This window comes from Maridesulfovibrio salexigens DSM 2638 (assembly GCF_000023445.1).
Lineage (GTDB): Bacteria > Desulfobacterota > Desulfovibrionia > Desulfovibrionales > Desulfovibrionaceae > Maridesulfovibrio > Maridesulfovibrio salexigens.
Window position 1 is genome coordinate 3,519,317 of record NC_012881.1, and the last position, 19,715, is coordinate 3,539,031.

The 19,715-nt window shown below is 46.3% G+C and carries 18 protein-coding genes and 4 tRNA genes; 16 read left to right on the forward strand and 6 right to left on the reverse strand.

Going from position 1 to position 19,715, the window contains the following annotated elements:
- Positions 1-141: 141 nt before the first annotated feature.
- On the reverse strand, positions 142-1,398 hold the full coding sequence (locus tag DESAL_RS16055; RefSeq protein WP_015853027.1) for a glycerophosphodiester phosphodiesterase family protein: 1,257 nt from the start codon (positions 1,396-1,398) through the stop codon (positions 142-144).
- A 241-nt stretch (positions 1,399-1,639) separates the two neighbouring features.
- On the opposite strand from DESAL_RS16055, the gene DESAL_RS16060 reads away from it, so the two are divergent.
- Positions 1,640-2,794: an iron-containing alcohol dehydrogenase gene (locus DESAL_RS16060; RefSeq protein WP_015853028.1), complete on the forward strand. Its 1,155-nt coding sequence runs from the start codon at positions 1,640-1,642 to the stop codon at positions 2,792-2,794.
- Positions 2,795-2,918: 124 nt separating this feature from the next.
- Here the strand turns inward: DESAL_RS16060 and DESAL_RS16065 are convergent, their stop codons facing one another.
- Positions 2,919-3,719 (reverse strand): EF-hand domain-containing protein, encoded by an 801-nt coding sequence (locus DESAL_RS16065; RefSeq protein WP_015853029.1) that lies wholly within the window; start codon positions 3,717-3,719, stop codon positions 2,919-2,921.
- Between the two features lie 238 nt (positions 3,720-3,957).
- Between DESAL_RS16065 and DESAL_RS16070 the strand changes: the two genes are divergently transcribed.
- The 3 genes from DESAL_RS16070 to DESAL_RS16080 all read left to right on the forward strand — a co-directional run bounded on the left by DESAL_RS16070 (position 3,958) and on the right by DESAL_RS16080 (position 7,777).
- A complete protein-coding gene (locus tag DESAL_RS16070; RefSeq protein WP_015853030.1) occupies positions 3,958-5,145 on the forward strand; it encodes a hypothetical protein in 1,188 nt (395 codons plus the stop codon).
- A 462-nt stretch (positions 5,146-5,607) separates the two neighbouring features.
- Positions 5,608-6,531, forward strand: coding sequence for a tyrosine-type recombinase/integrase (locus DESAL_RS20620; RefSeq protein ID WP_015853032.1), 924 nt, complete (start codon positions 5,608-5,610; stop codon positions 6,529-6,531).
- A 52-nt stretch (positions 6,532-6,583) separates the two neighbouring features.
- Positions 6,584-7,777 carry an NAD(P)/FAD-dependent oxidoreductase gene (locus DESAL_RS16080; RefSeq protein WP_015853033.1) on the forward strand — a complete coding sequence of 398 codons (1,194 nt, stop codon included), beginning with the start codon at positions 6,584-6,586 and terminating at the stop codon, positions 7,775-7,777.
- On the opposite strand, the gene DESAL_RS16085 is transcribed toward DESAL_RS16080, so the two are convergent.
- Positions 7,774-8,694 carry a hypothetical protein gene (locus tag DESAL_RS16085; protein WP_157046976.1) on the reverse strand — a complete coding sequence of 307 codons (921 nt, stop codon included), beginning with the start codon at positions 8,692-8,694 and terminating at the stop codon, positions 7,774-7,776. The two genes, DESAL_RS16080 and DESAL_RS16085, sit on opposite strands and share 4 nt — an antisense overlap.
- Before the next feature lie 263 nt (positions 8,695-8,957).
- Here DESAL_RS16085 and DESAL_RS16090 point away from each other — a divergent pair.
- The 5 genes from DESAL_RS16090 (at position 8,958) to DESAL_RS16110 (ending at position 10,321) form a co-directional block, all read left to right on the forward strand.
- Positions 8,958-9,034 (forward strand) — tRNA-Pro (locus DESAL_RS16090).
- Between the two features lie 163 nt (positions 9,035-9,197).
- Positions 9,198-9,273 (forward strand) — tRNA-Thr (locus DESAL_RS16095).
- Positions 9,274-9,501: 228 nt separating this feature from the next.
- Positions 9,502-9,578, forward strand: a tRNA-Pro gene (locus tag DESAL_RS16100).
- A gap of 162 nt (positions 9,579-9,740) precedes the next feature.
- Positions 9,741-9,816: transfer RNA gene (locus DESAL_RS16105), tRNA-Thr, on the forward strand.
- Between the two features lie 136 nt (positions 9,817-9,952).
- Complete coding sequence (locus tag DESAL_RS16110; protein WP_015853035.1) at positions 9,953-10,321, forward strand: hypothetical protein; 369 nt, start codon at positions 9,953-9,955, stop codon at positions 10,319-10,321.
- A 23-nt stretch (positions 10,322-10,344) separates the two neighbouring features.
- On the opposite strand, the gene DESAL_RS16115 is transcribed toward DESAL_RS16110, so the two are convergent.
- On the reverse strand, positions 10,345-10,782 hold the full coding sequence (locus DESAL_RS16115; RefSeq protein ID WP_015853036.1) for a nucleoside deaminase: 438 nt from the start codon (positions 10,780-10,782) through the stop codon (positions 10,345-10,347).
- A gap of 71 nt (positions 10,783-10,853) precedes the next feature.
- Entirely contained in the window at positions 10,854-12,026 is a 1,173-nt protein-coding gene (locus tag DESAL_RS16120) for an MFS transporter (RefSeq protein ID WP_015853037.1), read from the reverse strand.
- 127 nt (positions 12,027-12,153) lie between these two features.
- On the opposite strand from DESAL_RS16120, the gene DESAL_RS16125 reads away from it, so the two are divergent.
- Positions 12,154-12,768: a LysE family translocator gene (locus DESAL_RS16125; RefSeq protein ID WP_015853038.1), complete on the forward strand. Its 615-nt coding sequence runs from the start codon at positions 12,154-12,156 to the stop codon at positions 12,766-12,768.
- A gap of 103 nt (positions 12,769-12,871) precedes the next feature.
- Here the strand turns inward: DESAL_RS16125 and DESAL_RS16130 are convergent, their stop codons facing one another.
- On the reverse strand, positions 12,872-13,561 hold the full coding sequence (locus tag DESAL_RS16130) for an aspartate/glutamate racemase family protein (protein ID WP_015853039.1): 690 nt from the start codon (positions 13,559-13,561) through the stop codon (positions 12,872-12,874).
- 178 nt (positions 13,562-13,739) lie between these two features.
- On the opposite strand from DESAL_RS16130, the gene pnuC reads away from it, so the two are divergent.
- The 6 genes from pnuC to DESAL_RS16160 all read left to right on the forward strand — a co-directional run bounded on the left by pnuC (position 13,740) and on the right by DESAL_RS16160 (position 19,703).
- Positions 13,740-14,360, forward strand: a complete 621-nt coding sequence (gene pnuC, locus DESAL_RS16135) for a nicotinamide riboside transporter PnuC (RefSeq protein WP_015853040.1) — start codon at positions 13,740-13,742, stop codon at positions 14,358-14,360.
- Positions 14,348-14,872, forward strand: coding sequence for an AAA family ATPase (locus DESAL_RS16140; RefSeq protein WP_015853041.1), 525 nt, complete (start codon positions 14,348-14,350; stop codon positions 14,870-14,872). Before pnuC ends, DESAL_RS16140 begins: the two co-directional genes overlap by 13 nt.
- Before the next feature lie 304 nt (positions 14,873-15,176).
- Positions 15,177-16,748, forward strand: a complete 1,572-nt coding sequence (locus DESAL_RS16145) for an ABC transporter substrate-binding protein (protein ID WP_015853042.1) — start codon at positions 15,177-15,179, stop codon at positions 16,746-16,748.
- 71 nt (positions 16,749-16,819) lie between these two features.
- Positions 16,820-17,794, forward strand: a complete 975-nt coding sequence (locus tag DESAL_RS16150) for an ABC transporter permease (protein ID WP_015853043.1) — start codon at positions 16,820-16,822, stop codon at positions 17,792-17,794.
- A gap of 11 nt (positions 17,795-17,805) precedes the next feature.
- Complete coding sequence (locus DESAL_RS16155; RefSeq protein ID WP_015853044.1) at positions 17,806-18,744, forward strand: ABC transporter permease; 939 nt, start codon at positions 17,806-17,808, stop codon at positions 18,742-18,744.
- Entirely contained in the window at positions 18,741-19,703 is a 963-nt protein-coding gene (locus DESAL_RS16160) for an ABC transporter ATP-binding protein (RefSeq protein ID WP_015853045.1), read from the forward strand. Before DESAL_RS16155 ends, DESAL_RS16160 begins: the two co-directional genes overlap by 4 nt.
- Positions 19,704-19,715 lie beyond the last annotated feature (12 nt).

The following is a 19,715-nucleotide window of genomic DNA, read 5'->3' on the forward strand; positions in this document are numbered from 1 at the left end:
AGTTTTCATATAAGCCTCCATAAATTGTATAATTAGAATTTACCAGAGTCAGAATGGAGAGCAATCAGCTTTTTGGATGAGTTAAAAATAAAAGGACGCCCCGAAGGACGTCCTTTCAGTTCAGGCTATATGTATCAAAAACTACTTCAAGCCTTTCTTATTGGCGAAGTAGGTAACAGTACCGGGCCAATCGGAGAATACGCCGATTACGCCCACATCTTCCGCAAGAACGTTCAGCACAACCAGAGTATCTGCATCCTTTGTGACGATGTCCTTTACAGACTGATAGTACCAACCACCACCATTCTTCAGCAGACCGGAGCGTTCAAACGACCAGGCAATAAGATCCAATCCTGCGGCCTTGGCTTCCTTGGCATAGACAGAAGGAACTATCTTGCCGTTTTCAACTGTCACCAGCATCCACAACGGAGGAGCGATAATTCTTACGCCATCGGCAACCAAATCTTTCATGGACGGAGACCATGTCGCAGGGTTCTGGTAATCAAAGCCCTTGTCATCGTAACGGTCATCAAGGAAGACTGCCTGCTTACCGAAATCCGGATCGTTCTTGAGCCAATACTTAACATCCTCAAGATTAAAGGACTGGGCAAATACATTTTTCGGTTCAACACCAGCAGCTTTGTATTCATCGATCATCTGCTGCGCATACTGTTGCTGGGTGTAATCACCCTGAAACGGCATGGCTACGCTGGGTTCTTTCAGCTCAGGAGTCATCTTCATGCCCAGTTTTTTGAAAAGTTCAATACTTTCGGCGTGGGTCATAAGAGTTCCGGTGCCGGAATAGCGGTCGGTTCTCCAGCTGGGAGTGGCATCAAGAAATTCTGCAACTGAACGGGCCTTAGGATTGGAAGCATCCATCTTACCCTGAAGCTGCTTGAACTCGGCAAGGGTTATATCGCTGGTACAACATTTGGCGGAGGCAGGCTTAATCAACTTTCCGTCCGGATCGTACTCAGCAGGCTGAAAAGGCTGGCTACACTTGGCGGCCAGTTCGGGGATAAGCAGAATATTAGTAGTTGTTGCAAGGTCACACTGTGAATGGCGGCAAACCAGTTCACGGTCCTTTGTAAAGGTTACATCACACTCGCAAATTCCCGCTCCCATACGGGCCGCGGCTTCGTATGATTCTTTGGTGTGTTCGGGAAACTGCATGCATGCTCCGCGATGACCAATAGAGAAATCGGTGCGTTGCAAGGGGGCATCCTGATTCTTTTTCAACTCGGTTTTCAATTTACCATCATCCAGATCATTAACAAGATAGTAAGGACGCGGGCCGACCTGAATTCCGCTGTTTTTTGCAGCACAACCGGACCCGACAAGCATAAGTCCGGCCAGACCTGCCATAAGCGCATAATTAGCCAATTTACGAAAAGACATTGTTCACTCCTGAATGTATTTCATATTACAAGGGCAAAATCTTCCTCAATCTTAAAAGCCTACATACTCATTAAAACGATATTAATTCACGAAAGCTACAAACGCGTTAACACTGTTATAATCTCATTTCAACATTTTTCATTTACGAAAACAAAAACTAAACTCACCTATATTTGTCGATGCGAAATTTTCACACATGAAAAGAAATTGCCGCCCATAATGAGTGGTGTTATTATGAGGTATGAACTTTCAATTTTCCACCGCACCCAAAATCGTATTCGGACCGGACACTGCCCGTTCTATTCCGGAACATGCAGCAACCAAGGGCAATAATGCCTGCCTTGTAACCGGAAAATCACCACAAAGAATTCAATGGCTTATTGATGGATTGCAGGAGAAAGGCTTATCTCTGCACATTGTTTCCATTGCCGGAGAACCGGACACGGAACTGATTGCCGGACACGCAGCAGAAGCACGCGCAAAGAATTGCGATATTGTGGTAGCTGTTGGCGGTGGAAGTGTGCTGGACGCAGGTAAAGCCATTGCAGCACTGATCCCCAACAAACGGGACGTATTCGATTATCTGGAAGTAGTCGGCAAGGGACTGCCTCTGACTGAAAAGCCCCTGCCGCTGATTGCCGCACCGACAACCTCCGGGACAGGTTCGGAAGTAACCACCAACGCAGTGCTGCTCTGCGCAAAGCAGAAGGTCAAAGTCAGCCTGCGTTCTGCGGATATGATCCCGGATATCGCCGTAGTCGACCCGCTGCTGACCATTTCCGCTCCACCGTCAGTTACAGCCGCTACCGGTCTGGATGCCCTGACCCAGCTCATGGAATCCTTTGTCTCAAGGCACGCAGCGCCATTAACCAATGCACTCTGCCGCGAAGGATTGAAACACGGAGCACACTCAATGCTGCCCGCTTACAAAAACGGGCAGGATATAGAAGCCCGTACGGGCATGGCTCTGGCAAGCTTGTTTTCCGGCATCACCCTCGCCAATGCAAAGCTTGGAGCGGTGCATGGATTCGCTGCCCCGCTGGGAGGTGAATTCAAGGCCCCGCACGGAGCAGTATGCGCCGCACTTTTACCCTATGTTATGGAAATGAACATTCGCGCGCTCAAGGAGTGTGATCCGCAAAACCCAGCCCTGCCAGCTTATACTGAAATTGCGCAAATCCTGACTGGAAACAATGAGGCTCAAGCTGCTGACGGTATTGAATGGGTTAAAACTATCTGCGCTGAAATGAAGATCCCCGGACTTGGGGAAATCGGAGTTCAGGAAAAAGATTTCAAATCACTTGCAGCCAAGGCCGCACGAGCCAGCAGCATGAAAGGCAATCCCATTGAACTTACTGAAAATGAATTATTGGAAATTTTAGCTAACGCACTATAATGGAAAAGGCTTACCTGACTTCAGGCAAGCCTTTTTCTACATCCATGTTCACGACATATTCCTTACTTTGAATTGATACGTCGGGCCGCAAATCCTTTCACAGCCTTATGCATGATGCTGAAACCTATGCGCTTACACCGAGCAATTCACTGGCGGAAGTTGTTGCACTCTGCTGCTGGTAGGCATTCATAGCCATACGCTGCAGTATCGACTGACCGGACTGACCTTCTACTTCCGAATTTTGCTGATTCACTTGGGAATCTTGACCAACTACCCCTGCTAATGAAGTATCACCATTAGCAAAAGCCTTCTGCAATTCATCCAAAGTTACCACGCCGTCCTGATTATAATCATATTCGTCGTATTCTTCTTCGGAATCTTCACTGGAAGAGCTTTCCGCAGTGCTTCCGGAAACAACATTACCCATGCCTTCAGGCGGCATCATCCCTTCGGACGGGCGCATGCTTTCGGCAATTTCTTCACCGGAAAGATTACCATCACCATCGGTATCAAGAGAGTTAAATAACTCCTCGCTAAGGCCGGATTCTTCAGCACTGATCATGCTGTCACCATCGCTATCAAGCTCTTCCATCAAAGAATCAATCAAATTCTGACCGGGATCACCGTCCATGGAAACAGACATCTTGCCCATCATGGCTTTCTGCTGCTGTCTGCTTTCAAGATCGGCAACCATTTCTTCTTGTGAAAGATAACCGTCACCGTCTGAATCAATCTCAGTGAAAATTTCACCCAAGAACCCAGCTTCGGACGAACTTAATTGCCCATCACCGTCACTGTCCTGATCACCAATAATAGAACTGACAAAATCCTCGGACGAATCAAAATCCTCAGGACGTTTCATCTGATTCATCTGACCTGAAAACAGACCACTTACTGATGAATTGCCTATACCGGAAATACTCATGTTTATCCTCCTGATCATTAATTGAGAAAGGCAATATTTGCCTGTTCCTCTGCCTGACCGGAGATTCAGCAACAACGGGACCGGATCATATTAAGAAATATTAACTTAAAATACTTTTTTATTTATAGGCTGACACAACTGCACCCATCTACTCTGCTCGCATATTTGTTTTCAAAAATTCCTTCTCCATGCTATCATTTAAATAGGCCTAAATCCTTATTTCAGCCGGAGGGAAACCATGCATATCCAAAAACGTTCATTAATTTTCATTCTGCTGGCAGCGTTATTTTTGCTTTGCTATGTCCAGCCCGCCAATGCTTACGATGACTACGATTTCTGGATACAAACACCCACCGGCTGGACACACAACACCCAAGGTCTTTCAGAAGACCTGAAAAAACAGGTAATATCCCCGGACCGCAACGCTTTCATTGAAGTATATGCCGCTGCGGGCAACAATCCGGGCCTGAATGCTATTGCCGATGGAATGGAACAGGGAATCCTCCAGCGCGGAGGAGCCTATTTCCAAAACAGAATTGCCAGCCGCAATGTGATGCAGGATAACCACCCGGCAATTTTCCGGGAGTACAGTTCATATTACAATGGGAACAGACTGCACGCATACGCAATCTTCACCTATGCCAACGGCGGGGCTGTCGTGGCTATAGGAGTCTTTGTAGAGTCTCTTGCCCATCAATATCAGAACCTTGTCTACCAGAGTATTAACAGCCTTCGTTTCTCCCCGCCCCACAGTGCAGGCGACAGTACTCCATATGGTGCATCACCCTATGGCGGATCAGGAAACGCATGTGATAGGTTTGCCGGAAAATGGAAGTGGTTTACCGGGTCTCAGGCAGAATTTTATGCCGATGGAAGCATGCCCGGAAACGGAAACAGTTGGGAATGCATCGATCCTGCACGAGGCAGGGTTAGAGTTATCTGGGGCAACGGCAAGTGGGTTGATGACCTGACTATTTCCGCTGACGGCAGCAGGGTCGATGGTAAGAACCAAATCGGAAACCGGGTCTGGGGAACAAGAATCTCCGGTCCTTCACATCCTGTATCTCCCCCGGCACAACAGGTTGAAACTCCCCAGCAACCGATTCCCAAGATGAATTTTGCTAGAAGGATACGGGGGAACCTCGCAGCAAGTTGGCGTCTGGCACACGGCAGCCTCAAGGCAGGAACCTCCGATTCCAGAGGAGAATGGGAACTTAGCACCGTATCCGGCACTACCCTGCGTTTTACCGATCCTTACAAGCAGGGCAAACAAAGATATCGCGTAAAAATCTTGACCAAAGACGGACAAGTAGTGGAAGAAAGGGTTGTAGGCATGTCCGAACATATCACTGTCAGCCCCGGCTTTTATAAAATCCGAATGTTCGCAGAAGGTGGATACGCTGGCTGGAGATGTGAATGGCATTAATCAGATAGACCCTTTAACCGGCAGAAATGCAGGACTAACATGTGGGGCATATATTCGAGTATTATGGCGGCCTTTAAACGCAAACGTAAATGCCCGCAATGTGGCAATATCAGTATCGTCAGCATTAAAGACAAAGATAAAACAATAAAATGTAGTAAATGTGGAAAAGCACTGCCCCCACAGGCGCCTACCGTTTAAAGCTTAATCCCAGAAACCCCAAAAAGGGCGGAGCAGATGCTTCGCCCTTTTTTTATTTCGCCAAGACTTTCGTTTAACTGCTAAATTTAAATTTTCTATACCAAATACTGCACATTAATTCTGCCAAACCACATACTTTAACCTTCAGCTCCAGCAATTATAACTCTTATATTCTATACTCATTTAAAATATAGTGACTTTTCCACCGCTCGTAGTATGCAGATTCTCTTTGAACTACCCCTAAAGAATACAAAGGTATCTGCAATGAAATTAGAAGAATCAATTCACACCTTTCTCAATCACTGCATAATAGAACGCAATCTCTCTGAACTAACCATGAAAGCGTATCAAAAAGACCTTTTGCAATTTAAACATTTTATTCCTGATAGCACTGACAGCATACATGACATAAACAAGTTTATATTACGTGATTACATAAAATTCATTTCAAATCAGTATAAACCAAGAAGCATAAAGAGAAAGATTGCAACATTGAAATCTTTTTTTAATTTTATGGAAAGAGATGATATCATCGAAACATCTCCATTCCGTAAAATACACTTAAAGATTGATCGATCAAAAATATTACCTAAGACAATTTCCAAATCATCAATAAACAATCTTTTAAAATATACCTATACAGAACGCGCAAAGTACCAGCTAAGCGGTAGAGGATACAGGGAAGCAACACGCGATATAGCTATCATTGAGACCCTGTTCATGACTGGAATACGCGTGTCCGAACTTTGCCAGATAACAACATCCTCTATGGACCTAATCAACGAACAGATTAAAATCACAGGTAAAGGAAAGAAAGAGCGCGTAATCCCTATCTGCGCAAACAACGCACTACTGATTTTGCGAGAGTACGAGACTTTGTACCGTGACCATCTTTTACCCGACTCGCCATTCTTCTTGAATCGGGACAAACGCCCTATATCAGACCAATCAGTTCGGCGCATAATACGCAAATATTGTTCTATGTGTGGAATTCCTGAACACGTAACCCCACATATGTTCCGCCACACCATCGCCACCATGCTTCTGGAAAACGGCGTAGACATAAGGAACATTCAGACCCTGCTAGGGCACAGTTCTCTTTCGGTCACAGAAATATACACCCACGTAAGTCTTTCATCACAAAGGGAAATTCTGAGCATGAAACATCCGCGAAAGGATATCGTTTAACGGAGGAATATTTTTTTTGGAGTGGGAGGTATCGATAACTAGGAATTATAGTGTGTCATTGAAGATTGATTATGACGTGATTATAGCTGGTTGCGGAATTTCCGGATTACTGCTTGCATGGAACTTGTCCCGTAAGTTTCGTGTTTTAATTATTGAAGACCAAAAACAGCTTCCGAGAAATAAGTACTGGCTAACAGACGACCAGAGTTTAAAAGAGAATGAGTCGTTATCGAACTGTGTTGATTCAATATATGAAACGATGGACTTCATTTCATATGATGATTTTACTGCCAGAGTTAATGGTCCATATATTCTGTGGAATACCAATAAACTACTAGGCCACCTAGTAAACAACAACCTAGCCCAAGGTGTTGAAATTTTATATCGACATAGGTTTTACTCCTATCAAAACCATAAGAAATATATTTCAGTTAAATGTGAAAATAAAAATATCACTTGTAAGCTGCTAGTTGACTGTATGGGGTACAAATCCCCATTGATGAAAGCTAAGTCTGTAATTGATATTTTAGGATATTATCTTATGGTTGGCGCTACTTATAAGACAAAGAAAGAAGTTGCGCCTATTGCTCTGCATAATGTAACAATAAACGACAAGCCGTCTTATTTTGAACTGTTCCCAACATCTGAAGGGCGAGCCCATGCTGCTTTAATTTTGCCGGCACGATCATATGATAGCCGTAGGCAATTAGCGGAAGAATTTTCTTATTTAGCAACTCGTTCCAATTATGCAACTATACTTGATGCCGAAAGCAGAGCAGAAAAAGAGCCTTTATATGGAATCATTCCTGTCGGACATTTAAGAAAAGTAGCTTTGGACAGAATCTTCTTTTTTGGAGAAGCAGGTCAATTTAATCCGGCAACAAGTGCTACTGGCTTAACAAGAATGCTTAGAACACATAGGGCTGTAGGGTCATTTTTAATGCAAAGGCTCGAAAATAACGAACTTTGCGAAAAGTCTCTTTCTCATAAATCAATTCTCGCTATGTCCAATGCGAACAGATATTTTCACCAAGCTTTATTTGAAAGAATACTCAATTTAAACAGTGACGGATTTAAAGAATTCGTTATGGAAATTGATAGTATGGATGGTGAAGATGTTAACAATTTTATTTTTGCAGATTATGATTTTTCAGACGTTAATGGAGTCTTAAAAACTATTTTCCACTCAAGTAAAAATGTTCGGATGTCTGCAATAAATTCAATTAAGTATATGTTTAAACTTTAATCTATCTGTAAAAATTTAGCTATAAACTCTTTTATTGCAGGATCATGAGCAAATACAACATTTAACAAAAACATTATACCTACTAAATATGAAGGTATATTTTTGTAATCCGCAAAAGGAGCTATTTGAGAGTTAAGAAGACTAGCTTCTTTTATTTCTAATATGGAATTCTTTATATCTAAGTCATCTTTAGTGGTTATTGAAAGAAGTTTTGAAAATATTTTATATTGGAATATTTTTTTTAAAACATGTCTTGGGTAAAAGTTATAAAAAAAAGTACCTGGTAAAAACAAAATTAATGGCGTAACAAGAAAATACTCCCATATTGGATTACTATACGAGAAGCCTGCAGTAACTGTCCCGCGAAATCCAAAATATATAGCCAGAAGTCCAACCGTAGAGGTTAAAGACAAATAAGACGAAACGTTTTCCAAGTTAAAACCGTTGACATCTTTTTCTATCTGCAGTCCTTCAGCATCTCTATAAACACTATTGAATGCTGCTATTATCATGCAGAAATGGTAAAGAAGAAAAGAGGCAGTGTAGTATATAAACACAACTGCGGCATAGATAATAAATGCCGATGCACCATAATGAGGAGCGGTATAATGAAAAGTTAAAAACACACCGACCAATGTAACTGGCCCAGTTATGAAAATTCCTTTCTTATGTAAAGTAGACTTTTCTATTTTAGATATCACATCAAATATGGCTTTGGAAGGCGTAAAGACCATATTCAAATCTTGTGCAATTTCTTTTCCATGTTTCGTGACATAAAACATAAGCCCCACACCGCAACACCAGACACCTAGACCGTTCATGTCCAGCACGGTTATTTCGAGAAATCTTAGAGCATACTCTTTACTATAAGAAATGCACAGCAGTACAGACATTACCCCTAAAAGAATAATACCCACAACCAATTGCACCGCTAGGCATTTAAACAAGTTAAAAATCATAATTCCTAGTTATCGTTTATTATTAAAAAGAACATTCCAATTACCTTATACCAAGTCCAATCTCAACCCCTATATCGCTAACCCCTACAACAAAACGCACCTTCTATTTTACTCTCTCACTAACCCCCCAATTTTACATGATTATCACCTTTTTTCATTTTTTTTTAAAAAAAGCTGTTGACTTGTCCGACACATTTCCATAGAACCTCTCCTCGTGACGTCGGGATGTAGCGCAGCCTGGGAGCGCACTTGAATGGGGTTCAAGGGGTCGGAGGTTCAAATCCTCTCATCCCGACCACGTCAAAAAGAGACCCCAAGGGTCGTAGCCTTTACGACTGCGACCCTTTCTTTTGACAACACAGGAAATAAAATAGTCACCTAAGGCTTTCGACGAAGCTCCCGCATAGCGGTTGAGCGTGTCTACAAGACATTATCGCCAAAGAAAGCCACCATATAAAGGTGCTTCCGTGGCTCAGTCGGTAGAGCGCGTCCTTGGTAAGGACGAGGTCAGCAGTTCAATCCTGCTCGGAAGCTCCACAGCAAATTAAAAGCCCAGCTTTAGAAATAAAGCTGGGCTTTTTGCATTTATACGCACAGGAAAGAACTAACCGTTTTCCACTATTTCCCATTGAAAATTACCTCTCTCCTGCCTTCAACCTTTATATAAGTTCAAGTCACTTAACATAATACAAAAATAATCCCCTCTAGGCATTTCAACTTGTTGACATGTCCGATACATTTCTATAGAACCTCTCTTCGTGACGTCGGGATGTAGCGCAGCCTGGGAGCGCACTTGAATGGGGTTCAAGGGGTCGGAGGTTCAAATCCTCTCATCCCGACCACGTCCAAAAGAGACCCCAAGGGTCGTAGCCTTTACGACTGCGACCCTTTCTTTTGACAACTCAGGAAATGAAATAGTCACCTAAGGCTTTCGACGAAGCTCCCGCATAGCGGTTGAGCGTGTCTACAAGACATTATCGCTAAAGAAAGCCACCATATAAGGTGCTTCCGTGGCTCAGTCGGTAGAGCGCGTCCTTGGTAAGGACGAGGTCAGCAGTTCAATCCTGCTCGGAAGCTCCACAGCAAATTAAAAGCCCAGCTTTAGAAATAAAGCTGGGCTTTCTTGCGTTTATGCTATCTGATAAAATTTTGCCGTAGCGCTTGCATTTTAAATAAGATATAAAACAAAAACAGATCCAAAATCATGGAGCTTACAATGAAAAGAATATCCGCCCTAGCTTTCGCGCTCATACTTCTACTGGCAACAACTGCCATTGCCAAAGAGAATCTCGTAGTTCACTGTTCCGACACTCCGGCCAAATGCCAGCAGCTGGCAAACGCACTCAGTACGAAATACAATGTAAAACTCGTGAACACCGCTCCTCAGGCTAATTCCCCGGCTCCCAACATGGTTACCACTATTCAATGCCCGGTTTGTCGAAACCCTGTCCCCATTGACACAACTGAGCTTATTCAAGGAAAAGCCTTCTCATGTGCTATATGCAGAGCTGTCATTTCACTAGCTCCAGAGTCAACATCTTCTGCTCGTAAAGCTTATGAAAAATTCCAGAGTTTAAAGAAATAAATTTCACAATAAAGGAGATCCACTCACTCCCCGATATCCTCTGCCCAAAGCGCGGGCTTCTCGGCTTTGAGTCTCTCCATCAACTCAATGCATTTGGGGTGATCCAGAATATCAACCTGCACACCTCTGGATTCAAGAAATTCTTCGTTACCGCCAAAATTACGATTTTCCCCGATAACAACACGGGAAATACCGAACTGCACTATTGTGCCTGAACACATCATACAAGGGGATAGTGTTGTGTAGATAGTTGTATCCTTATATGTCTTCTGACGTCCGGCATTACGAATACAATCCATCTCTCCATGAGCAATGGGATCACCTTTTTGAACCCGCTGGTTATGTCCGCTGCCGATAATTTTCCCGTCGCGGACCAACACCGATCCGATGGGCAATCCGCCTTGATCAAAGCTTTTCTTTGCCAGCTTATACGCCTCTTCCATGAATTCCATATCTGACATGCATTCCTCCCGAGTTAACACATTGTTATCTTTCAGAGTATCTATCTTTTTTAATTTCAGCCAGCCCTAAATCATTTCACCCGTCCCAGAAGCAAAAACGCTAAAGCAGTTCCAGATGTCCCAGCTGCTGCAATCCAGAGGAACCCGCTGTAGCCTATTGAATCCACGGCAATACCGCCGATCAGCGGCCCCAGAAAGGAACCCATATGCACTGTAAACATCATCATGTTCACGTTAAAACTCCGAAACCGAGGTTCACTGACCACAAACATCAGCGAATTAAGGGCCGGAGCACTTAATCCCATACCTATCCCAAAAACAACTGCTATGGGCAGAAGCATGGATTCATCATGCAGCCCGTTAAGCAGCACAAATCCACCGGCAGTGAATACGAAGGCGGTCACAATCAATCCGCGCTTGGAGAAGCGATCAAACAAGTTGCCGCCAAAAAGACGGATGGCGATCATCACGCCCATCTGTAATGAAAAGAAATACCCGGCCTGATAAATTCCTCTTGAATGGGCAAAATCCTGAAACAGAAAGAACAGACCGTTAAAAATCATAAAATATACGCCATTAACCATCAGTACAGAAAATATCTTTAAACGCCGAAGATTGGCATAAGAGTCTTTGGCAGATAGTGCTTCTCCCCGACTCTGCCCCTGCTTTTCCATTCTTGAAGTACGAAAGCGGAGAAACAAAGTCAGCAAGAAAGCCACAGGTATCAGTCCTGCTGTTCCGGCATAAATCCAAGCCGGACTCTCCACCAGAGGACCAAACAGCTCCGATACATGGGGCATAACCGCATATGGCAACAGCAAAGCTGTGGAATAAAGGCTGAATGCCGAACCGACATTGTCCTGACTGACCATGGAAACAAGAATAGCCACACACGGGGCAAGTACCATGAAAAGCCCCACGCCCTGTCCTATGCGTAGCATTAAAAGCGGCCAAAAGCCTTGAATAAACAGATAGCCGCAGCCGCACAGACAAACCATAACCATGCCTTTAAACATGAATCTGTAAGCATTCTCAGCTGTAATACGGTTGCTGACTGTTGCATACATAAACATACCGGACAGGGAATAAACACTGATAAGCAGGCCGGACAAACTTTTGGTGAAGTCAAGTTGCTGCAAATAAACATTCAAGCTGTAATATACTGAGTTGTTGCAGACAGCCATGAAGACAAGACTGCATAAGGTGATAAATTCAAAAAGAGGAAGAGACTGCTTTTCAGACATGCATTGATTCCGGTTAGGGGTTTGATTCTCCTGTAATAGACGACTATGTCCATGCTGCCAACGCATTAATTACTGGACCGCATGGGAAGTGAGGAGTAATCAAAAACGATGATTATGGAGTAAAGCAATGACCATCACATCCACAATAGCGCTGATATTTGCAGTTTTAATCTTTGCATTAATTCCCGGACCGGGGGTTATGTCCATCATCGCGCAGTCGGTTTCACGCGGCTTTAAATCAACCGCACTCTACTGTCTCGGAGTTGTCAGTGGAGACCTCTGTTATCTGCTAATGGCAATTTTCGGAATGGGATTTATCGCCCAGAAACTGGGTACCGGATTTCTGGTCCTGAAATGGATAGGTGCCGCCTACCTGATATATCTGGGAATCAAAAGCTGGATGGCTGCCCCGCCTGTTGAAAACGGCTCAAGTCTGCCCACAGAAAAAGGGTTCGGTAAGACCTACCTTGCCGGGCTGTGTGTTTCGCTTGGCAACCCCAAGCTGATCGCCTTCTATTGTGGATTCCTGCCCGGATTCATGGATTTGCAGACCCTTACAGCAAGCGATGTGATTATCGTGACTTGCGCGGTCATCCCCACAGTACTGGCAGTGCTGTTGAGCTACGCATGGCTGGGTGATCGCAGCCGTACAGCCATCCGCAGCCCTAAAATATGGAAAATCGCCAACCGTTGTGCCGGATCGGTTTTGATCGGTTCCGGGGTGGCTGTTGCTATGGAATAGCCTCCGGCGGCCCTTCGGGGACCAAAGAACCTTTTTTGAGAAAAAGGTTCTCTGGACTCTCCCAAAAACTTTTATTTGGCTTCGCCGCTCGGTAAGCTAGAATTTACAACACATAGTTCAGTGCCAGATCAACATGCGCCTCAACCGTGTCAATTAACGGTACGGAAACATCTTCAGGCTTTACCAGCAAACCGATCTCGGTACAGCCGAGTACGATTGCTTCGGCACCCTGAACGGCCATTTCTTCAATAATTTTCACGTAACCTTCTCTGGTATTATCCATAAGCTTTCCGCAGCAGAGTTCATCAAATATAGTACGGTGAACCATGGAACGCCCATCACAATCCGGCACAATAACTTCCAGACCGTATTTTTCTTTAAGCGGGCGGGACAGAAAATCCTGCTCCATTGTAAAAGCCGTCCCCAACAGACCTAGCTTGGAAGCTCCGCACTTTTCCGCTCCTGCGGCGATGGCATCCGCCATGTGCAACAACGGAATATTGACTGCCGCCTGAACTTCAGGAGCAGCCTTGTGCATGGTATTGGTAGCAATGATAAGGGCATCGGCTCCTCCTGCCTCTACGCTTTTGGCGCCATTCACCAAACCGGCGGTGATACTTTCCCAGTCACTGCTTCCCATCTGCTCGGCAAAAGGAGCAAAATCCACACTGTGCATGACCATTCTACATGAATGAAGACCGCCCAGTTTCCCGCGCACTCCTTCATTGAGCAGCTTGTAATATGATATTGTTGATTCCCAGCTCATACCGCCGAGAATTCCGAGAGTTTTCATAAGTTCCTCCTTGGATTCAAACTTCCAGCACCGTATAGCAAAATAATCTGTACCGGAAAACACACAACAAACTTAAATATCATCAGCACAGATCTCCAAAAAATGGACTTTATCCCGGAAACTGATAACATTGGCGAACTAAACATAACTCAATCAACCACTTTATTGCAGGAACCACATGGAAATCATCAACTTCATTGTTAATTTCATCACTACCATGAGCCTCGGAGAACAACTCTCCATCGCCACCGGGCTTATCTATATATTGTTGAGTGTGCGCCAGAATCCGCTCTGCTGGCCTTTCGGAATTATCAGCGTCGGTATCTGGATGTTTATTGTTTTCCAAGGCAAACTTTATTCCGATGCCTTCCTGCAATTCGTCTATGTGGTTCTTGGCTTCTACGGCTGGTACCAATGGCTGCGCGGCGGTACCGACAACACTCCGCTCAAGGTCCAGCGGGTTGACCGCAAACTAGCCATCCGCCTGACTCTTATCGGACTGGTCACATTCATGCCTACCGGATATCTCATGGAAAACTATCTTGAGGCATCCTTTCCGTGGTGGGACGCATTAACCACCGTGCTTTCACTCATCGCTCAGTATCTTCTTGCCAAAAAATACATGGAAAACTGGCTGCTCTGGATCACCGCCGATGTTATGTATATCGGCATTTACTATGCCAAGGGCTGGGTCGGATACAGCGGACTCATGGCAGTCTATACCGCTATGGCTGTACTCGGTTTCGCCAGTTGGCTTAAATCCTACCGTGCCGACCGGGAGTGTGAATGCTCCGCGTAGTGCTCACGGGTTCCGAATGCACTGGGAAATCTACTCTAGCCTCCAAATTGGCTGAGCATTACAAAGTTGAATTCGTGCCCGAATACCTGCGGGAATACTTCGTAATGAAAAACGGCATCCTGACTGTGGATGACGTTATTCCTATTGCTCAGGGGCAATTATTGTATGAAAAAGAAGCAGCGGGCAAAGGATTTAATCCACTCATCTGCGACACGGACATCATTTCTTCCATCGTCTACGCCAAGCACTATTTCGGGGTATGCCCCGATTGGCTTGAAGACAGACTCAAGGAGCTGCAGCGGAGTATCTACCTGCTCTGCGACATTGATGTTCAGTGGCAGGCTGACGGACAAAGAGATATGCCTGAAGAGCGGGATTACATGCAGAATCTGTTCATCAGTGAATTGGAATCCCGCAACATTCCTTTTCAGCTAATAAGCGGGTCGCTGACGCAAAGAACAGTTAAATCTATAAAACTCATTGATAGAACCCTTGCTGCATCAGCAAAATAATGTTGTTCACACCACTTTACAGTATTTAGAATACCAATATTGAATGCATCTTTCAGATGATAAACAGATTCATAAGAAGCAAACACCCAACCGCCACACCAATCACAACCAACCTATTATGCTAGACAAAACACCCAGTATTGATTGAATGATCAAAAGTAATCCCGGCACATAACAAAAACATCAATTTCCCGCACTCATATTTACGCATTCATCAATCCTACAATGAGCAAAACCTTGATCTTGAGCGAGAATTATGTAAGGTAAGTCAGGTTTTATAAGAATGAGAAACAAGGAGTATTGAATGCGCCAGAAACTATTGATTGTTCTAGCTATCGTGGCTTGCTTTGCCTTTGGAGCAACCATGGCCCATGCAGAAAAAATGACCCTCGGCCTGAAAGGTGAACCCACCTCTCTCGATCCCCATTTTCACAACGTTAACGCCAACAACGAGCAGGCTCTGTATGTTTTTGACAAACTGATCCGTCAGGACAACAAACAGAAACTTGAGCCGGGTCTGGCTACATCCTGGACCCCCGTTTCCGACAACGTATGGGAATTCAAACTCCGCAAAGGCGTCAAATTTCACGACGGGTCCCCGTTCACTGCTGAAGATGTAAAATTCACCATTGAACGCATCCCCAACGTACCCAACAGTCCTTCTTCCTTCACCGGATTTGTTTCCAACATCCAGAAGATGGACATAGTTGATCCCTACACCATCCGTTTCATCACCGAAGCACCTGCTCCGCTTCTTCCCCGTCAGATGGCGGCTTTCCCCATCATCTCCAAGAAGAATGCTGAAGGCGCTACCACCGAAGATTTCAACTCAGGTAAAGCCTGCATCGGTACCGGCCCCTACTCTCTGGTTAAGTGGGAACGCGGTGACAAAATCATCTACAAGCGCAACGATAACTACTGGGGCAAAAAAATGCCTTGGGAAGAAATCATTGTTCGCCCCATCACCAACGACGGTACCCGTGTTGCAGCTCTGAAATCCGGCGATGTTGACCTGATCAACTTCGTACCCCCGGCAGATGTTGACGGTCTGGCTGAGAACAAAAAGGTCACTCTTTCCGAATCTCCCTCCACCCGTCTGATCTACCTGCACCTTGATACCGACCGTGATGATTCCCCCACTGTTACCGGTAACAACGGCGAAAAGATCAAGAACCCCCTGAAAGATTTCCGTGTACGTAAGGCTATCTCCAAAGCCATCAACCGCCGTGCTATCGCCGGTCGCATCATGGACGGCCTTGCAGTACCCGCAAGCCAGATGGTTCCCGATGGATACGAAGGCACCAGCAAACGCCTCAAGCCTGAAGAATACGATCCGAAAGGCGCTAAGGCTCTGCTCGCAGATGCCGGCTACCCCGAAGGTTTCAAACTGGTTATCCACGGTCCCAACGACCGTTACGTAAACGATGCTGACATCGCTCAGGCCATCGCTCAGATGCTGACCAAAATCGGCATCAAAACCGAAGTTAACACCATGCCTAAGAGTGTTTACTTTGGCCGCGCTTCCGCCCTTGAGTTCAGCTTCATGCTCGTAGGCTGGGCAACTGATACCGGCGAACAGTCCAACTGCGTTGGTGCTCTGCTGCACACCTATGACAAAGAGAAAGGCTTCGGTTCTTCCAACCGCGGTCGCTACTCCAACCCTGAACTCGATGCCACCATCGAAAAAGCTTTGGTCACCGTTGATCCTGAAAAGCACAACGAGCTGATCATCAAGGCTACCGAAATGGGTATCGGCGATCTGGGTATTATCCCCATCCACTATCAGGTTAACGTTTGGGGTTCCAGAAAAGGTATTGAATACAACGGGCGTACTGACGGTTACACCCTCCCCCGCGAGATCAAAGTCGTTAAATAAATCGCCTGCATAACTGATTAATCAAAAGGGGCGTACTTTGTGCGCCCCTTTTTCAACTGGAGCAAAATTTCATGCTCGCATTTTTGATTCGAAGAATTTCACAATCCATCGCCGTACTGCTGGTCATGTCTGTTCTGGTCTTCAGCGGCGTATACTGTATCGGTAACCCGATCGATATTCTTATCGCCCCTGATGCGACCCCCGCTGAAAGGGATCGCGCTATCAAGGAACTCGGCTTGGATAAGCCCCTGCCCGAACAATACATGCGCTTTCTCACAGATGCTGTGCAAGGCGATCTCGGGAACTCTTTTGTATACAACGAACCCGCGCTTAAACTGATCATGCAACGCATGCCCGCAACCATGGAGCTGGCCGTAACCGCCATGCTCATGGCCGTATTTTTAGGCATCCCATTGGGTATGATCGCCGGTATTAAATCGGATACGCTACTCGGACGAAGTATCATGCGTTTCTCCATATTGGGCTTCAGTCTACCAACTTTCTGGGTCGGGCTGATGTTCATCATTATCTTCTCGGTTTATCTGGGCTGGCTGCCCTCGGGAGGACGCGGAGAAACGGTTGAATTACTCGGTGTTCCGGTCAGTTTTCTCACTTGGGACGGCATCCGCCACCTGATCCTTCCGGCCATGAACCTCGCACTATTCAAAACCTCGCTGGCCATCAGGCTCAGCCGCGCCGGAGTTCAGGAAAACATCCAAATGGATTACGTTAAGTTCGCCCGCGCCAAAGGACTTACCAATACCCGTATTATCGGGCTGCACGTCATGAAAAACATCATGATCCCGGTTGTAACCGTTCTGGGTATGGAGTTCGGCGGACTTATCGCTTTTGCGGTTGTTACCGAGACTATTTTCTCTTGGCCCGGTATGGGTAAGCTGGTCATCGACTCCATCGGAGTTCTCGACCGTCCGGTTATTGTTGCTTACCTGCTCATCACCGTGACCATGTTTATTATCATCAACCTCATCGTTGATATCATCTACTCCATTCTGGACCCCCGAGTCCGCTTGGGCGACCAGAATTAGGAGATTTCACTATGGCAGAAACACAACAGACGCAGCAGCCGGAAATGTCCGCAGCCGAGAATACCCCGGAAAAAGACGAATCCCTGCTCCTGCAATCACTGAAAGAATACTTTGAGAGCAAGACTGCAACCATCGGACTGATCATCCTGACCCTGATGGTGGTTGTCGCACTCATGGCTCCGTACTTTTCTCCGCAGAATCCGTACGACCTGATGACCATCGACATCATGGATTCCAAGCTCGAACCGGGCGAAAAATCCATGGATGAATCCGTGACCTACTATCTGGGAACAGACAGTCAGGGCCGCGACATGCTCAGTGCCATCCTCTATGGTCTGCGCATCAGCCTCGGCGTAGGTGTGGTAAGTACCATAATCGCGCTGGTGATCGGTTCCATTATCGGCCTCTGGGCATCATTTATCGGCGGGCGCACGGACTCGTTCATCATGCGTGTGGTTGACCTGCAACTAAGCTTCCCGGCAATTCTGGTAGCCCTTATACTATTGGCAATACTAGGCAAAGGGGTTGATAAGATCATCCTCTCGCTGGTCGTCTGCCAGTGGGCCTATTACGCCCGCGCCATCCGCAGTAACGTACTGGTGGAACGCAGAAAGGAATACGTGGAAGCGGCCAAGTGCCTCGCACTGCCACAGAACAGGATCATGTTCGGGCACGTGCTGCCCAACTGTACCCCGGAGCTGATCGTTATCTCCACCGTTAAGGTAGCAGGCGCAATCGCCCTCGAAGCGACCCTTTCCTTCCTCGGACTGGGTATGCCCATCACCCAGCCCTCGCTGGGCCTGCTCATTGCCAACGGTTTCAAGTACCTGCAATCAGGTTACTACTGGATCAGCTTCTACCCCGGTGTGGCCCTGCTTATCCTCATCGTATCCATCAACCTTGTTGGTGACCGCTTGCGTGACGTTCTGAACCCGAGGTTGAAAAAATGAGTGAAAACATTCTCAGCATACAAAATCTTAAGACCTACTTTTACACCCGTGCCGGAGTCGCCAAGGCCGTCGATGACATCAGTCTGGACATCGGCAAGGGCGAGATTGTCGGTATTGTCGGTGAATCCGGTTCCGGTAAGTCCGTAACAGGCTTTTCGGTTATGGGACTTGTGGACCCTCCGGGCGAAATTGCCGGCGGTTCCATCAAATACAAAGGACAGGAAATCATCGGTCAATCCGAAGAAGAGTGGCGTAAATTCAGGGGCGCAAAGGTCTCCATGATCTTTCAGGACCCCATGATGACCCTCAATCCGGTTCTGCGCATCGACACCCAGATGATGGAAGCCATTACCGCCCACGAAAAGGTATCCAAAGATGAAGCACGCCGCCGTTCCATCGAGGCTCTTGCCATGGTCGGTATCCCTTCCCCTGAGGAAAGGATAAAGGCATACCCGCACCAGTTCTCCGGCGGTATGCGCCAGCGCGTTGCCATCGCCATCGGGCTGCTCAACAAACCGGACCTTATCATTGCAGACGAACCGACCACTGCACTGGACGTAACCATCCAGAGTCAGATTCTTTCCGAAATGCAGACGCTCTGCCGCAAGACCGGAATGGCCCTGATCTGGATCACCCACGACCTCACAGTTGTAGCAGGTCTGGCTCACAAGGTAGCGGTAATGTATGCCGGACGGATCATTGAACAGGGTAATGTTGAGGAAATCCTCGACCATCCCATGCATCCGTACACCCACGGTCTGATCGGATCAGTGCCCAGCCGCAACAAACGCGGTGAGCCGCTGTTCCAGATTCCAGGCATGACTCCTTCTCTGATCAACATCCCCGAAGGCTGCTCCTTCAGGATGCGCTGCCCCTACGCTGACGACCAGTGCATGGTCGCCCCGGAGCGGACCGAACAGGAAAACGGACGCGTAGTACGCTGCCATCATCCTTTGTAGAGGATCAAATAT

Coding starts and splice junctions, on each gene's coding strand:
- DESAL_RS16055 (WP_015853027.1), bottom strand. CDS start 1,398: ATGTCTTTTCGTAAATTGGCTAATTATGCGCTTATGGCAGGTCTGGCC.
- DESAL_RS16060 (WP_015853028.1), top strand. CDS start 1,640: ATGAACTTTCAATTTTCCACCGCACCCAAAATCGTATTCGGACCGGAC.
- DESAL_RS16065 (WP_015853029.1), bottom strand. CDS start 3,719: ATGAGTATTTCCGGTATAGGCAATTCATCAGTAAGTGGTCTGTTTTCA.
- DESAL_RS16070 (WP_015853030.1), top strand. CDS start 3,958: ATGCATATCCAAAAACGTTCATTAATTTTCATTCTGCTGGCAGCGTTA.
- DESAL_RS20620 (WP_015853032.1), top strand. CDS start 5,608: ATGAAATTAGAAGAATCAATTCACACCTTTCTCAATCACTGCATAATA.
- DESAL_RS16110 (WP_015853035.1), top strand. CDS start 9,953: ATGAAAAGAATATCCGCCCTAGCTTTCGCGCTCATACTTCTACTGGCA.
- DESAL_RS16115 (WP_015853036.1), bottom strand. CDS start 10,782: ATGTCAGATATGGAATTCATGGAAGAGGCGTATAAGCTGGCAAAGAAA.
- DESAL_RS16120 (WP_015853037.1), bottom strand. CDS start 12,026: ATGTCTGAAAAGCAGTCTCTTCCTCTTTTTGAATTTATCACCTTATGC.
- DESAL_RS16125 (WP_015853038.1), top strand. CDS start 12,154: ATGACCATCACATCCACAATAGCGCTGATATTTGCAGTTTTAATCTTT.
- DESAL_RS16130 (WP_015853039.1), bottom strand. CDS start 13,561: ATGAAAACTCTCGGAATTCTCGGCGGTATGAGCTGGGAATCAACAATA.
- pnuC (WP_015853040.1), top strand. CDS start 13,740: ATGGAAATCATCAACTTCATTGTTAATTTCATCACTACCATGAGCCTC.
- DESAL_RS16140 (WP_015853041.1), top strand. CDS start 14,348: ATGCTCCGCGTAGTGCTCACGGGTTCCGAATGCACTGGGAAATCTACT.
- DESAL_RS16145 (WP_015853042.1), top strand. CDS start 15,177: ATGCGCCAGAAACTATTGATTGTTCTAGCTATCGTGGCTTGCTTTGCC.
- DESAL_RS16150 (WP_015853043.1), top strand. CDS start 16,820: ATGCTCGCATTTTTGATTCGAAGAATTTCACAATCCATCGCCGTACTG.
- DESAL_RS16155 (WP_015853044.1), top strand. CDS start 17,806: ATGGCAGAAACACAACAGACGCAGCAGCCGGAAATGTCCGCAGCCGAG.
- DESAL_RS16160 (WP_015853045.1), top strand. CDS start 18,741: ATGAGTGAAAACATTCTCAGCATACAAAATCTTAAGACCTACTTTTAC.